At 46.4% G+C, this 14,613-nt stretch carries 13 protein-coding genes; 8 read left to right on the top strand and 5 right to left on the bottom strand.

All coding sequences use genetic code 11. The features are described 5' to 3' along the window. Positions 1–32 precede the first annotated feature (32 nt). On the bottom strand, positions 33–2,183 hold the full coding sequence (locus F8C67_RS01970) for a S46 family peptidase (RefSeq protein WP_151666107.1): 2,151 nt from the start codon (positions 2,181–2,183) through the stop codon (positions 33–35). Positions 2,184–2,275: 92 nt separating this feature from the next. Between F8C67_RS01970 and F8C67_RS01975 the strand changes: the two genes are divergently transcribed. Next, complete coding sequence (locus F8C67_RS01975; protein ID WP_151666108.1) at positions 2,276–3,379, top strand: TlpA disulfide reductase family protein; 1,104 nt, start codon at positions 2,276–2,278, stop codon at positions 3,377–3,379. A 51-nt stretch (positions 3,380–3,430) separates the two neighbouring features. On the opposite strand, the gene F8C67_RS01980 is transcribed toward F8C67_RS01975, so the two are convergent. From F8C67_RS01980 to F8C67_RS01990, 3 genes are all read right to left on the bottom strand, one after another. Continuing rightward, positions 3,431–5,482: a hypothetical protein gene (locus F8C67_RS01980; RefSeq protein WP_151666109.1), complete on the bottom strand. Its 2,052-nt coding sequence runs from the start codon at positions 5,480–5,482 to the stop codon at positions 3,431–3,433. Positions 5,483–5,485: 3 nt separating this feature from the next. Then, on the bottom strand, positions 5,486–6,232 hold the full coding sequence (gene fabG / locus F8C67_RS01985) for a 3-oxoacyl-[acyl-carrier-protein] reductase (protein ID WP_151666110.1): 747 nt from the start codon (positions 6,230–6,232) through the stop codon (positions 5,486–5,488). Positions 6,233–6,295: 63 nt separating this feature from the next. Further along, entirely contained in the window at positions 6,296–6,826 is a 531-nt protein-coding gene (locus tag F8C67_RS01990) for a hypothetical protein (RefSeq protein ID WP_151666111.1), read from the bottom strand. A gap of 839 nt (positions 6,827–7,665) precedes the next feature. Between F8C67_RS01990 and F8C67_RS01995 the strand changes: the two genes are divergently transcribed. From F8C67_RS01995 to F8C67_RS02015, 5 genes are all read left to right on the top strand, one after another. Next, the gene (locus F8C67_RS01995; RefSeq protein ID WP_151666112.1) at positions 7,666–7,935 is read left to right on the top strand and encodes an RNA recognition motif domain-containing protein; all 270 of its coding nucleotides are present in this window, start codon (positions 7,666–7,668) and stop codon (positions 7,933–7,935) included. A gap of 77 nt (positions 7,936–8,012) precedes the next feature. Next, on the top strand, positions 8,013–8,384 hold the full coding sequence (locus tag F8C67_RS02000; RefSeq protein WP_151666113.1) for a VOC family protein: 372 nt from the start codon (positions 8,013–8,015) through the stop codon (positions 8,382–8,384). A 21-nt stretch (positions 8,385–8,405) separates the two neighbouring features. After that, positions 8,406–9,017 carry a trimeric intracellular cation channel family protein gene (locus tag F8C67_RS02005; RefSeq protein ID WP_151666114.1) on the top strand — a complete coding sequence of 204 codons (612 nt, stop codon included), beginning with the start codon at positions 8,406–8,408 and terminating at the stop codon, positions 9,015–9,017. Positions 9,018–9,030: 13 nt separating this feature from the next. Further along, positions 9,031–11,022 carry a cation:proton antiporter domain-containing protein gene (locus tag F8C67_RS02010; protein WP_151666115.1) on the top strand — a complete coding sequence of 664 codons (1,992 nt, stop codon included), beginning with the start codon at positions 9,031–9,033 and terminating at the stop codon, positions 11,020–11,022. 18 nt (positions 11,023–11,040) lie between these two features. Then, positions 11,041–11,967 (top strand): mechanosensitive ion channel family protein, encoded by a 927-nt coding sequence (locus F8C67_RS02015; protein ID WP_151666116.1) that lies wholly within the window; start codon positions 11,041–11,043, stop codon positions 11,965–11,967. 365 nt (positions 11,968–12,332) lie between these two features. On the opposite strand, the gene F8C67_RS02020 is transcribed toward F8C67_RS02015, so the two are convergent. After that, positions 12,333–13,322 (bottom strand): glycosyltransferase family 2 protein, encoded by a 990-nt coding sequence (locus F8C67_RS02020; protein WP_151666117.1) that lies wholly within the window; start codon positions 13,320–13,322, stop codon positions 12,333–12,335. A 51-nt stretch (positions 13,323–13,373) separates the two neighbouring features. Between F8C67_RS02020 and F8C67_RS14450 the strand changes: the two genes are divergently transcribed. Together F8C67_RS14450 and F8C67_RS02030 are read left to right on the top strand one after the other, a co-directional pair. Then, the gene (locus tag F8C67_RS14450) at positions 13,374–13,790 is read left to right on the top strand and encodes a response regulator transcription factor (protein ID WP_317132313.1); all 417 of its coding nucleotides are present in this window, start codon (positions 13,374–13,376) and stop codon (positions 13,788–13,790) included. 92 nt (positions 13,791–13,882) lie between these two features. Continuing rightward, positions 13,883–14,449: a DUF4199 domain-containing protein gene (locus F8C67_RS02030; RefSeq protein WP_170266316.1), complete on the top strand. Its 567-nt coding sequence runs from the start codon at positions 13,883–13,885 to the stop codon at positions 14,447–14,449. Positions 14,450–14,613: the final 164 nt, after the last annotated feature.

Genomic DNA, 14,613 nt, shown 5'->3' on the forward strand with positions numbered 1-14,613 from the left:
AAGCTCAATTCTGAAATTTGTCAGCCCTTTATTTACTGAATAGTATTCATCTCTTCTACAAGGTGACCAGCACCGGCGTAAACATCGACTACCCATAGCACATATCGAATGTCTACCATGATATTTCTACAGATTGAAGGATCGAAATAAACATCGCTCATGGTACCTTCCCATACACGGTCGAAATTCAATCCAATCAGTTCTCCATTGGCATTCAAGGCTGGCGAACCGCTGTTTCCTCCAGAAGTGTGATTCGATGCTATGAAGCAAACCGGAAGCTTACCGTTTGCCGCGGCATAGTCCCCATAGTTCTTTTGCTCGTAGAGCTCAATCATACGTGCTGGCAAATCGAACTCGTAGTCTCCAGGTACGTACTTTGCAATCACTCCATCTAAGTAAGTATGGGTGTTGTAACGCACACCGTCAGCCGGAGAAAAACCATCCACCGAACCATAAGTGATGCGCATCGTGCTGTTAGCATCTGGATATACCGATGAAGGATCCATTACCTCCATTTGTGAGGCCATGTATTCGGCTTGCAAACGGGAAATCTTAGCCTGAGCTGCTTGGTAAGCAGGACTTACGTTATCGATATAGTGCGCGAAGGCACCGTTGGTCATGTTGTATGCATCAGAGTACAATACCTCTTGAGCAAACGCCATAGGGTCCTCCTCAAGAAGCTGCAACACTCGTTCGGCCTCCGTATTTCTCAAATAGAAATTGGCGTTGTACATCTTTGAAACATCTACCCCATCCACAGTTGCGAAGCTCTCGATTAGGAATTCTGGAGTTACTTCGGCAGTAGACATCCAGTGTGTGAATAGATCAAATGCAACTGTTGAATCTACCTTAGCACTGTAATTTTTGTAGAAGCCTTGAAGTGCTTGCGCTACCTTTTCACTTCCTTCAATCACAGCTGTAGAATCTTCTCTAGCAGCAGCTAGTAACCACGGTCTTATTCCCCAAATGAAACGCATCGCCTCATTGCCCAAGTAGGCCATCTCTATAAATCGGTCGCGTTGCTTGAATACCGGCAATGCTTCTGTATAGGCCACTTCCATTTCATGAAGAATGTGTCCGTATTCATTCCAGAGGAGGTCGTCAGATGCCAAGGCATACTGCAATCTCGCCTCCGCCCTTCTAATTGAATCAATACCATGTGTACGCTCGATTCCTTGAACTTGACCAATCCATTTCTTCCACGCATTCGAAGTTGAAGCGTACTTTGAAGCGTATTGAATGTCGATTGACTCGTCCTCAATCATGTACATCTTTCTATCCTTGAGAATGATATCGCGAATCGCAATCTTCATTGGATTCAACTCGTGCATCATTTGCTCAACGGCAATTGAAGGCAGATACTCTTCGGTTCTACCAGGGAAGCCATAAACGAACGTGAAATCACCTGGCTGTGTACCTTTCAAAGAAATAGACAAGCTTCTGTATGGAACGAAAGGAATGTTGTCCTCACTGTACTCCGCAGGCTGATTATCCTTGTCGGCATAAATACGGAACATACTGAAGTCGCCAGTATGACGCGGCCACACCCAGTTGTCTGTATCCGCTCCAAACTTTCCAATACTGCTTGGTGGTGCACCTACCAAACGAACATCGTTGTAACGTACGGATGCTACAATGATGAATTGATTTCCGTAGTATATCTCCTTTACCTCATACTCATAGTCGGCTTGAGCACTGCGAGATTCTTTGAGCTTCTCGACATTCTCTGCAATTTTAGCTTCTCTCTCCTCCTCGCTCATTGAATCGTCGACGCCATCAAGTATGAGGGTGGTCACATCTTCAATGTACTTCACAAAGCGCACGTGCAAATCAGGGTTTGGAAGTTCTTGGTCTCTAGACATTGCCCAATACCCGTTTTCGAGATAGTTGTGCTCGACTGAGGAATGCGATTGGATGGCTCCATAGCCGCAGTGGTGGTTGGTAAGCACGAGGCCTTCATCGGAAATGATTTCACCTGTACAGAATCCACCAAAGCTTACAATGGCGTCTTTTAAACTGCCGTTGTTGATACTGTAAATGTCTTCTGCGCTAATCATCATACCCATCTCGCGCATCTCTGCTTCGCGATCCGACAGCATGTAAGGAAGCCACATTCCTTCCGTCGCACTTGCAATGGCCGAAATGGACATCATCGCACAGGCGAGTTGAAATTTGAATTTCATACGTAATTTCTTTTTGCTAGGTCCACAAAGATACACGTGCGTTTGTGTGATGAAAGAACTACCACTAATTTTGGGGAAATTCACATCAATTAATGAAGAAGCTACTATACTTGGCGCCTATCGCATTGATAGCCGCTTGTTCTCAGCCTTCCGCTGAGGAAACTGCATTCCACGTAACACTTAATTATCCGAATATTGAAGGCCAAACGGTAGAGCTTCAAGTAAGTACAGATAAAGGGTTTGAGAAAGCAGATACCGAAACTCTTGTAAACGGCACCGTTACACTCGATGTCGATTCACTTGAATACCCAACGTTGATGCTCATCAACCTTCCTGACTCTCGTGAGCGATTCTTGGTATTTGGGAAGAGCGGTAATCTCACAATAAACGCTTCGAAAGAAGGTGCTCAAACAAAGCACACGTATGCTGATGGAGAGTTTGCCGAAGCGTTGAACGGGTATTTTAACGAGAAGATGAACTTTCAGATGAATAGCCAACAGCTCAATCAAGAGTTTCAGCAGGCTAGCATGATGGGAGATAGCATCATGATCGTCAATCTTTCTCAAGGATTCGAAAAAATGATGGCGCAACACCAGCGCGCACTCATTGATATCGCCAAAGAAAATGGTGCTTTCGGTGCATTTATCGCCCTCAACGAACTACACTCAGCTGAGGCATTGACGCTCGACACAATTTATCAGAACATCCCAGTTTCTGCCGGAAAGAGCCCAATGGTATCCGAGCTCAAGCAGCGCGTAGAGGTTCTCAAAAGAGTCCGCATCGGCGAACCACTTGTGGATGTTGCACAACCTGACACCACAGGTCAACTCATGCGTTTATCAGAGCAACTTGGCGACTCGTATACGTTGGTGGATTTCTGGGCATCATGGTGTGGACCATGTCGTGCGGAGAATCCAAACGTGGTGAAAGCTTTCGAGCTTTACAAAGACAAGGGCTTTACTGTAGTAGGCATCTCGCTTGACCGAGGAAAGGAAGAATGGGTAAAAGCTATCAACGACGACAATCTAACTTGGGCGCACATGAGCGACCTTCAGTTCTGGGACAGTGAGCCTGCAGCCAAATATGGCGTGCGCTCTATTCCGAGTAACGTAATGTTGGATGAAAACGGCGTAATCGTAGCCAAAGATCTTCGCGAACAAGAATTGCAAGATTGGCTAGCGGAACGTCTGAACTAGACGTGAAATAGAACTACAAAGAAGCCGATGAAGTCGATTCATCGGCTTTTTTTATACCCTGCCCTCACGTTTTCTCAATGCCCACTCAGCTGTGAAGACGAGCAGGATTAAAACATAAGGCCACCATTTCGAAAGTAGCGATTCTGTTGATTCACTTTCGTGCAACACAACCTTGGTTTCTCTGTCCATCAGTTGATCAATCAGATTATCGCGTTGTGAGAAGTGCACATTTACACCACCAGAATTACCGCTAATGGCTGCAAGTTCCTTTGATCGAGCGCGGGTGTCGAGTTCTTCCAATTTGATATCTGAAACGGAGAATACACCCGCTTCTGACAACACTTCACCTCCAATGTCTGTCGATATTCGATAGCGATAGTCTCCGGGGCTCAATGACTCCAACTGGCTTACATACCGGCCCGTACCTGCTTCAGCCATATTCTGCTCAGCTACAGGTTCGCCATTGCGTGTAACTGTAAACTTCACCGACGCATTTTTCACAGGATTGAGCGCCTCGTCTTTTGGACGTGCCACAAAGCGAATCGCTTCATTCCTTCTTGCATTTCGCGGAACCTCAACCTCTAATCTATCTGCCCCAGGTTTGGTTAGAAGCCAGTCGTAAAGCCCTAGGATCCATTTGTCATAAGGTTGATGCGTGCCAAACTCAGCATAACTGTAGGTTCGTATCCTCCACCATCCCTCACCGTTTAACCAGGCTAAACGACGGCCTTCTTTCTCAGAAAGCGCTACCAAAGGTGTCTGTGTAGAAACGTTACCAAAATCTGCAAAGAGCACAGGAGTCCAGAAGCCAAAGCTCGACTCACCGTGAATTTCAGCATTTAGCGGTGGGTAGGAGCGCAGCTTCCTCACCCAACTTTGATCTACCTCAAAAGAACCGAAAGATTCGTTGATTCGCGGTGTCACATCGGCAAAACGGTCAAGCATAGGAGCTCCAGACAAGCGATTGAGACTCACCTCCCACTCCATAAATGGCGCCTGAACCGTGGTCATAAGCAGAATGCTGACGTCAGTTATTTCAACAAACTCAGCGAGCTCGCCATTTGGAACCACTCCATGAAAGACAACCAAGTCATACTTGGGAGCGTTCGCCTCGCTCCAACCTTCCATGGAGATCACCTCAACTTCATTGGCTTCGTCCTCCAAAAGCGGAAGTCGAATAGCCGCAATGTCCGGATGGGGTGACTGGCTTACTAGTAGGATGCGCTTCTTCTTATCCGTAAACTCGATATCGATCGTCCTGCTGTTGTTGGCGAAGTTGGATTCGTTTTCGAGCGCTTCGATCTCGACGGAATACACCCTTATTCCAGATGAATCCGACGATACCTCGAAGGTCGTTGAACCTCGTTGATTATTGACGGAAACACGCTGTTGAGCGACCTGCATGCCGCCTGATTTCAACGCGACATTCACAGAACGTGCTGTGCCACCAAGTACTTCAAAATCTAAACGAATAGGCGTAGTATTTCCCGTATACGCAACCTTATTCCCCGTTAATCTAACAACTTGAATATCAAAATACTCCGATGTATCACCTAAAGTTATGCTATGTATAGGATGAAGATTGGTTTGAACAGAGGTCAACGGTCTTCCACTGTTCGTAATGCCATCGGTAGCCAGTACAATTCCCTCGGCATTTCTACCATCTAATCGAAGTAGAGCTTCTCTTACGGCTAATTCGATATTTGAAGCTGTGCCATCAAAAACACCCGAGGCGGCGGTCACTTCCTTGTCAAATCCGTACTGAAGCACATCGTACTTCTCTTCTAAACGATTGATGGAGGTATTTGCCCACTCTTGATAGGATTCGACGAACTCGGCAGAATCTTCATTGAGGATTACCGATTCCGATTCATCTTGAAGCCAGATTAACAATGGACGCTCCTCCGTCACTGAGGTATCTCTAATCACTGGGTTCAATAAGAGGAGTCCAACAGCTGTAAGACCAATCCATCGCAGAGCTGGAAGCACGATGTTGAATGGCTTATCGAATCCTGAATTGCGGTAAGCAAAAAAGGTGACCAAAGCGGCCACCCCTAGGATGATTAGGATAAATCCAAATGCATATGGAGATTGAAACGTCATAAATTAGGTGAGCATTCCACCATCAACGTTCAATACTTGTCCTGTAATATATCCACTCATGTCGGATGCCAAGAATAGACAAGCGTTGGCCACATCTTCTGGCGATCCGCCGCGCTTCAATGGAATTGCATCTCTCCAGCCCTGTACGGTCTTCTCGTCGAGAACAGCTGTCATTTCCGTTTCGATGAAACCAGGAGCGATGGCATTACAACGGATGTTGCGTGAACCTAGCTCGAGAGCAACTGATTTAGTGAATCCAATAGCGCCAGCTTTAGAGGCTGCGTAGTTGGCCTGACCAGCGTTTCCTTTAACTCCAACAACCGAGCTAATATTGATGATGCTTCCGCTGCGCTGCTTGAGGAAAGTACGCTGAACGGCTTTTGTCATATTGAATACCGAATTCAAGTTGATGCGAAGCACCTCGTTGAAATCATCTTCACCCATTCTCATGAGGAGATTGTCGCGGGTAATTCCGGCGTTATTGATAACGATATCGATCTGACCGAAATCAGCGAGAACATCTTCGATAAGCTTTTCGGCTTGGGCCATATCAGAAGCATCGCTGCGATACCCTTTGACTTTAACATCGCCACCGGCTAGCTCCTCTTCTACTTGCTTGCCTTTTTCGACAGACGACAAGAAGGTGAAGGCTACGTTGCAGCCATGTTTAACGAATGTTTCGGCGATTCCTCTACCGATACCTTTTGAGGCACCTGTGATGATAGCGGTTTTTCCTTCTAGTATTTTCATGGGGATTGTATCAATTCAGTTGTAGACAAAAATAAGGATAGCGGTTACACACGCAAGCAGATTCTATTCTTCACTAGCTTGTTTCTTCACCGCGTGCATAAGTCCGATTGGCTTACCATTCTCGTATGCAACTACATAGGCGAACTCTAGTCCCATTTCAGACATCTTGCTTAAAAACTCTTGGGCTTTGTTGAATGTGGAGAAAGTACCGAGACTCACCTTTTGAAGGTTATCATTCTCGAACATATACACGCCCTCAAGATCGGCCGCATATGGTTTAATATCAAACTCAGCGAAAGCGCCAATCTGTACGGTATAGACAATGTTTGAATCCGGAATCACATTCCAATCTTGTGGACCTGAAGCGGTAACGATCTCTACGGTATCCGTCTTCTCAACCTCAATAGGGTTTTCGTAAAGGTAGATGGCTAGAGCGGTAGCCAACACAAACATAACCCAACCAATGATCATTGCCGTTCGCAATGGTGTGGTATTGGGCTTTGAATTCTCCATTTCTCCGATTTGCTTTCGGAGATCTGAGTTTTCCTGTTCGAGGTTATCTAACCTCTCCTGAGTTTCTCGAGATACGAACATGTAGCAAAGCTAGGAAAAAGAAAGGTTCTCCTCGTTCCTCGGAGAAAGGGTCCCGCTGGCGCGGGAAAGGTTCCCGCTATCGCGGGAAAAGGATTCCGCTGTCACGGAATAAGGCGCTACGCGCAAAACTCGCTGCGCTCGTAAGACTTAACCTTAATAGTATGCGGTACCCCTCTTACATTCGCAGAATGCCTTCCTTCGTCAGGCAAAGGTTCTCCTTCGTCGAACAAGGATCCGCGCCTTCAGCGGGATAAGGCGCTACGCGCAAGACTCGCTTCGCTCGTAAGGTCAGACCCAAGCCTAAGCATCAACTAACCCCTTACATTCGCAGAATGTCTTGTTGCGCAGCAACCTTGCGACGTCAGGAGCACTTACATTTGCAAAATGTCTTGTTGCACAGCAACCTTGCGACGCCAGGAGCCCTTACATTCGCAGAATGCCTTCCTTCGTCAGGCAAAGGTTCTCCTTCGTCGAACAAGAATCCGCGCTTTCAGCGGGATAAGGCGCTCCGCGCAAGACTCGCTTCGCTCGTAAGGTCAGACCCAAGCCTAAGCATCAACTAACCCCTTACATTCGCAGAATGTCTTGTTGCACAGCAACCTTGCGACGCCAGGAGCCTTACATTCGCAGAATGCCTTAATGCGCAGCATTCTTGCGACGCAGGAGCCTTACATTCACAGAATGTCTTAATGCGCAGCAATCTTGCGACGTAGGAGCCTTGCATTCTCAGAATGCCTTATTGCACCGCAATTCCACCCCCAACATTCTAATAATCTTCCATTAACGTCAACATAACGGGAATTAAATTACCTTTGGCGCTCATTGTTATTTTTAGTTCTATGAACATTTTTATTGGAAACCTATCTTACGGAGTTGAAGATGGGGATTTGGCGGATCTCTTCGCCCAGTATGGTGACGTTGAGTCTGCCCGCGTTATTAAAGACCGCGAAACCGGTCGTAGTCGTGGATTCGCATTCGTTGTGATGAATGACGACACTGACGCAAACAGCGCAATTGAAGCACTTAACGGATTTGATCTTAACGGTCGTCCACTTCGAGTGAATCAAGCTATCGAAAAAGAGCGCCGAGAAAGAAGACCTCGATACTAAGCCGCATACTGTTCGAATTGATACAACGTCCCGCAATTGCGGGACGTTTTTTATTTTGGTAGAAAGCTATCGCGATTATGGCACACCTACCAGCATGGATTGAAATCCCCGTTACGGATATCGATAGAGCCGAAAAATTCTACGGAGAGGTTCTACATATCGACTTCAAGAGAATGAACTTGGCCAACGGTTTAATCCTCTCCTTATTCCCCAATAAGCCAGATGAAGTAGGAGGCGCTCTAGCCTGTCTACCCGCCTTTTATCACCCCGGGGAAACCGGACCAGTCATTTATTTAAACGTAGATAGTGTAAGCGATTGCCTTCGCAGAGTCGAGTCGGCAGGAGGAGCCATTATCGTCCCGCTTACTCAAGTGAGCGACGAGGTTGGTTTCATGGGAGTAATGCGCGATTCCGAAGGAAATCGTGTCGGTTTTATAGGCGCCGAATAACTTCCTTCCTACCTTCGCAAAATGAGCACGCAATACGTACTTGAATTAATCGGAACCTATTTCTTCGCCATTTCGGGTGCACTTGCGGTAGCCGATGTTGAGAACGACCTATTCGGCGCAAGCTTCACAGGTTTTCTCACCGCTATCGGCGGAGGTACACTTCGAGATTTGATTCTGGACAGTCATCCTCTCGTTTGGATCGGAGACCCTTACGTACTCTATTCCGTATTCGCCGGTGTGCTCACAGCCATCATTTTCTTCAAATGGGTAATCAAATTGAAGAAGACGCTCTTCCTGTTCGACACTATGGGGATCAGTCTGTTTACGGTACTTGGTGTTGAAAAAGCTCTGTATTTCGGTGCTCCAGATGAAGTTGCCGTTATCATGGGAATTTTCTCTGCCGTAATGGGTGGGGTAATCCGCGACACCCTCAGCAACGTTACTCCGGTAATCCTCAGAAAGGAAATTTATGCCAGCGCATGTATGATTGGGGCCATTTCCTATCTTATCCTGAATAAATTTCATGTTGAGCGTGAACTAAACCTCATCATTTCTGCTTCACTAATTGCAAGTGTTCGCGTGCTTGCCGTCCGCTATAAAGTATACCTTCCAGCCCTAGGGTCTTGGAGATAACCAAACTGAACCGATGGAGCTACCGCTTCTAACCGATATTGTCATCATTCTTGGGGTGTCTGTGCCCCTCATTCTCCTATTTCAGCGGTTTAGACTTCCCAGCATCCTCGGATTGATTCTCGCCGGAATCATTGTGGGTCCGTCTGCGATGTCACTCGTGCACTCAGCTCACGACGTTGAGCTCATGAGTGAAATTGGCGTAATCTTCCTCCTATTTGTGATTGGAATTGAATTCTCGCTAGGGGAACTCGCACAGATTAAGCGAACGGTCTTTCTTGGCGGTGCACTTCAGGTTTTCCTTACTATAGGTGCAGTAGCGTTGATTGGAACGTTAATCGACCTACCGCTTACCCATGCCATATTCCTTGGATTCTTGTTCTCCTTGAGCTCCACTGCTATCGTCTTAAAACTCCTTCAAGAGCAGCGGGCTGTTCACTCACCACATGGGCGTGTGGCCGTAGCTATCCTCATCTTTCAGGATATTATCGTAGTTCCGTTTATGCTTGTGACCCCAATGTTAGCGGGACAAAGCGAGAACTGGGTAAATGAACTTCTCGTACTCGTACTCAAAGTTCTGGCCGTGATAGCGATTACCCTCGTCCTTGCGAGATATATCGTCCCTTGGATTCTCGACCGTGTTGTTCGAACCAAGAATCGAGAGTTGTTTATCCTAACACTTGTCGTGATTTGTTTCGCCACAGCTTGGATGACCTATTCAGTGGGACTTTCTCTTGCACTAGGCGCCTTCTTTGCCGGCTTAATCATTTCAGAATCAACGTATAGTCATCAAGCCACGGCGAATATCCTACCATTCAGAGAGATCTTTATCAGCTTCTTCTTCGTGTCTATTGGAATGCTCCTCGACGTCAAGTTTTTCCTGATGAACGTGCATTGGATTATTCTACTATCCATCGCAACTTTCGTCGTTAAAGGAATCATTGCGGCTATTGCCACGAGTGCCATTCGATATCCTGCTAGAACGGTTATTCTGTCGGGGATGACGCTCTTTCAAGTAGGGGAATTCGCCTTTGTGCTGAGCGCTACCGGTATTGCCTATGGCTTACTGGCAGACTCGACCTATCAATACTTCCTGTCAGTTTCCATTCTCACCATGGCGGCAACGCCATTTGTGATGAAATATGAGGAGTACATTTCAGATAGAATACTAAGGCTTGCCATTCCTAAACCGGTACGACAACGTTTGGATAGAATTGCGGAGGTACGCGCATCGGCTCATTCGAACAATGAAGAGTTGAAAGATCACCTTCTCATTATCGGATACGGTATCAATGGAAAAAATGTGGCTAAGGCTGCGAGTAATGCAGACATCCCCTACTCCATATTAGAGCTCGACCCTACGCTTATTGCTGAAGGTAAAAGCAATGGCCATCCCATTCATTTTGGAGATGCCACGGACGAGGTGACCTTGAGCATTCAGAACATTCACTTAGCTCGCGTGGTAGTCATCGCCATTTCTGATCAAGATGCTACAAGGAACATCATTCGGAACATTAGACGGTACACGGAAACAGCGTACATCATTGTTCGGACACGCTATGTGAAGGAAATTGACCAAATCATAAAGCTTGGAGCTGACGAAGTTATTCCTGAGGAATTCGAGACTTCGATTGAAATCTTCACAAAGGTTCTTCGCAAATACTTGATCCCCTTTGATGAAATTGAATCGTTCACCCAGCAGATTCGCTCGGGGAATTACGAAATGCTTCGCTCGGCAGGTGGCATTAAACCTGGAAACAGCCTGACGATTCCCGAAATGGAAATCGCCAGCCTTAAAGTTTCACAAGTGAAGAATGATGTCGTAGGAAAGCGCCTGGATGAGTCCAATTTACGACAGAGATTTGGGATAAACTTACTCGCAATTCAAAGAGGTAATCATTATCTTACCCATCTGACTCCGGAAACCATGATTGAACTTGACGATATCGTCTACGTAGTGGGCAATCCGGATCAGATATCGAACATCAATCAATATTTTAGAATTTAACCTAAACCGATTCCCCCTATGGAAGATCAAGTACAAGACTCAGTTGTTCAAGGAACTGAGGTTGTTGAGCAAACTGAAACCACAAATGTGGTAACAGGAGCAGCAGACGAACTAATTGCCAAAGGCGAAGAAGCATTTGACTTTGCAGATAAAGCCGTGGATTGGGCCTTGGCAGCAGCTCCAGGCCTAGCTATCGCTATCATCACGCTAATTATCGGTGCTTGGGTCATCAAGTTCGCAACACGTTCATTTAAGAAGATTATGGTGAAGCGTAACGTCGACGAAAGTCTGCGCGGCTTCCTCACCGGCATCCTCCGTTTCTTGCTTTGGATTATGCTCGTGATTTCGATTGCTAGTAGCGTTGGAATTGAAACAACTTCTTTCGTTGCAGTTCTGGGTGCCGCTGGTTTGGCCATTGGTTTAGCACTACAAGGCAGCCTCGCAAACTTCGCAGGCGGCGTGCTCATCCTTCTCTTTAAGCCGTTTAAGGTCGGAGATGTAATTGATGCACAGGGTGAAATTGGCACTGTAGCTAGAATCGATGTGCTACACACAACGGTGCACACACTTACAAATAAAGAGGTTATTATGCCTAACGGTCAAGTGGCAAATAACACCATCATCAACATCGGGCGCCAGCCGAAGCGTCGTGTAGATTTTGCGGTTGGAATCGCATATGATGCAAGTGTAAAGGAGGCTCGAAAGGTCATTCTTGATCTACTAGCTAAAGACGAGAGAATTGACAAAGACCCTGCACCTGTTGTAAAGCTTACTAACCTAGGGGATAGCTCGTTAGATCTTTCCGTTCGCTGTTGGGTAGACACGGGCCTCTATTGGGACGTTTATTTCGATAACCTCGAAGCAATCAAAGAAGCACTCGACGAGGCGAACATCGGAATTCCATTCCCTCAAAGAGATGTACATATTATCAGTCAGCCGAAATAAGTACAGTTAGATACATAAATTGGAGAGCCCTGCGAGAGTGGGGCTCTTTTTTTGGAGATTGGTTAGAGTGTTAGAGGGTTGGAGGGTTGGACTTTTGGACTCATAGACTGATGTTCCGACTGCAAGTTCCGACTGGAAGTTCCGACTGAATGAGGAATCCCGAGAGGCGTAGCCGATTCGGGAGAGGGTTAGAGGGTTAGAGGGTTGGACTTTCGGACTCATTGACTGATGTTCCGACTGGAAGTTCCGACTGAAAGGAGGAATCCCGAGAGGCGAAGCCGATTCGGGAGAGGGATAGACTCAGAGCAACGGTCGACTTTAGGCAAGGCTCAAGCCTATCGCCTATCGCCTATTGCCTGCTAGGCCTACGTAAAATAAAAATCCACCCCCTCCTCAAAACCTGCGCCTTCTAAGGCTTTCCGAATAAGCTTCCCTCCTTTTCGATCGCGAACGTGGACCAAGAAGAACGCGTTTATTTCAGCAAGAGCTGACTGAATACGATGAACAGGAATGCCTTTCCAAGTGCCGTCTTCAAAATCAATAAATGCTTTTGATTCTATACCATAGGAATGAAGTCCAGCCTGCCAGCGGGCGGCGTTCTTGTTTTTACCCCAGTGAAAAAGTGAACGTCCGTTTCCAACTTTCTTCCATTCCGCTGCGAAATACTCAAGTTTCACTTTTAGGAAGGAAGCGTCATCATAATCCTTGTGGTTTCGTGTAAGCCGCCTTGAATGATCTCGCCAGTTGAGAAGGACTTCTTCCAACTTATGGAACTCCACATCATTTGACCAAAGTCGCATCCAGAACTCATAATCTTCTGGAACATCCGTCTTGTAGTTTCCAAACTTCTCAATCAACGAAAATCGGAAGCATGCCGAAGGATTCACGATCGGGGAATCACGGTATCGCGATGAATACATGGCTTCATTGGTGATCAAGTTGTTCGTCCAATCTACATAAAGCTGGTAACCCTCTTGTTGAAACGACGCCTCGCTTAGTTCAACTTTTGACGCTACTACGCCTACTGTGGGATGGTCATTCAGAAATGCCACGCTGCGCTCTATTCTGTGCGGGTGCATGATATCATCCGCGTCAAATCGTACGATGTATTCACCTGAGCAGTGCATCAGACCGACATTCGCAGCCCGTGCAATACCCATATTTCGATCATTCTCGATTAAATGTATTCGCGAATCTGCCAAGGATCTTAAATACGCAGTTGTATCATCTGTGCTGCCGTCATTTACAATGACAAACTGGAAGTCGACATAGCTCGATGCCAATACGCTCTCAACCGCCTCTGTGATATAAGGAAAGGCATTGTAGGCGCACATCAACACAGATACTCTGGGCATATTGGAAAGGAATATGCACGAATGTACAACGGTCACCTTTATATTTACCGAATGGTAAAGACGATCTTGAAATACGGCGCACTGATGGGCATTCTCTTGCTTGCGTATGCCATTTTAGAAAGTCTCTGGCGTGGTTCTACCGATTGGACCAATCTTGCCCTTTTCGGAATGGCACTGCTCTTCACAGCCTTTGGGATATGGGCTGGACTTCGCTTTAACCGTCCGAAAGAACAGCCTTCGTCGCATTCCAAACCTTTGACATCCCCAGAAGAATTCGATTTGCGTCCGCGTGAGATGGAAATCCTTCAACTTATGTCTACAGGTTTGAGCAATCAGGAAATCGCCGATGCCCTTCACATTAGTCTAAGCACGGTGAAGACACACAACATGAACCTGTTCACGAAACTCGACGTGAAGCGACGTACTCAGGCAGTCAGCAAAGCCCAAGAACTGGGCTTAATCGCCTAATCATACTTTAGTTTTATGGGATTTCATACTTTGGTATGAGGCCTACTCGACACGAGATACGGTACTTCGCCATCAAACAAAACCATAATACTATGTTGAAAACAATACTTACTTGGGGGCTAATTGCCGGACTTATCATGATGGGAGTGTTTTTCCTCGTCATTATGAAGAAGGACTTTAGTGAAATGGACTTCGACAGTGGTCAGTTCATTGGCTACGCTTCTATGATTCTTGCGTTTGGCGCTGGATTCTTTGGAGTTCGTCAGCTTCGAGATAAATCAAAAGCTAAATGGGGTTTCTTGAAAGCTTGGGGCGCAGGACTAGGAATTGTACTAGTTGGTGGTATGATCTATTCAGCTGGCTGGGTGTATTATGCTGAAAATAATCCAGAGCAGGTTGAAGCTATGATGGACATGTACGCAAAGTCAATTCAAGACAACCCAGAACTCACCGATGCACAGAAGGAAGCCCAGCTTCAAGAAATGGAAAGCTTCTCTGCTTTGTACGATAATCCATTGTCGAACTTCCTTGTCACCCTCCTCATTGAACCATTACCACCAGGCATTATCATTAGCTTGATTATCGCGATTATTCTACGAAAACCATCGGTGAATCAACATAATGACCAGTTACTCGATGAAAATATTGCCTCCGCATAGCGAAAGTTCAAAGAAAATTCCTACATTGAACGTATCAAGTGTAAAGCGAGTGCTACTGGAGAGTAGCGCAGGCACCTAAACGTGAATGAAGCACGTGAACAACTACCAAAGGTGCAAAGGGTCCCTATAGCGCGGGGACCCTTTTTTTATGTCTATAGTTCGGA

Source organism: Phaeocystidibacter luteus (assembly GCF_008933115.1).
Lineage (GTDB): Bacteria > Bacteroidota > Bacteroidia > Flavobacteriales > Schleiferiaceae > Phaeocystidibacter > Phaeocystidibacter luteus.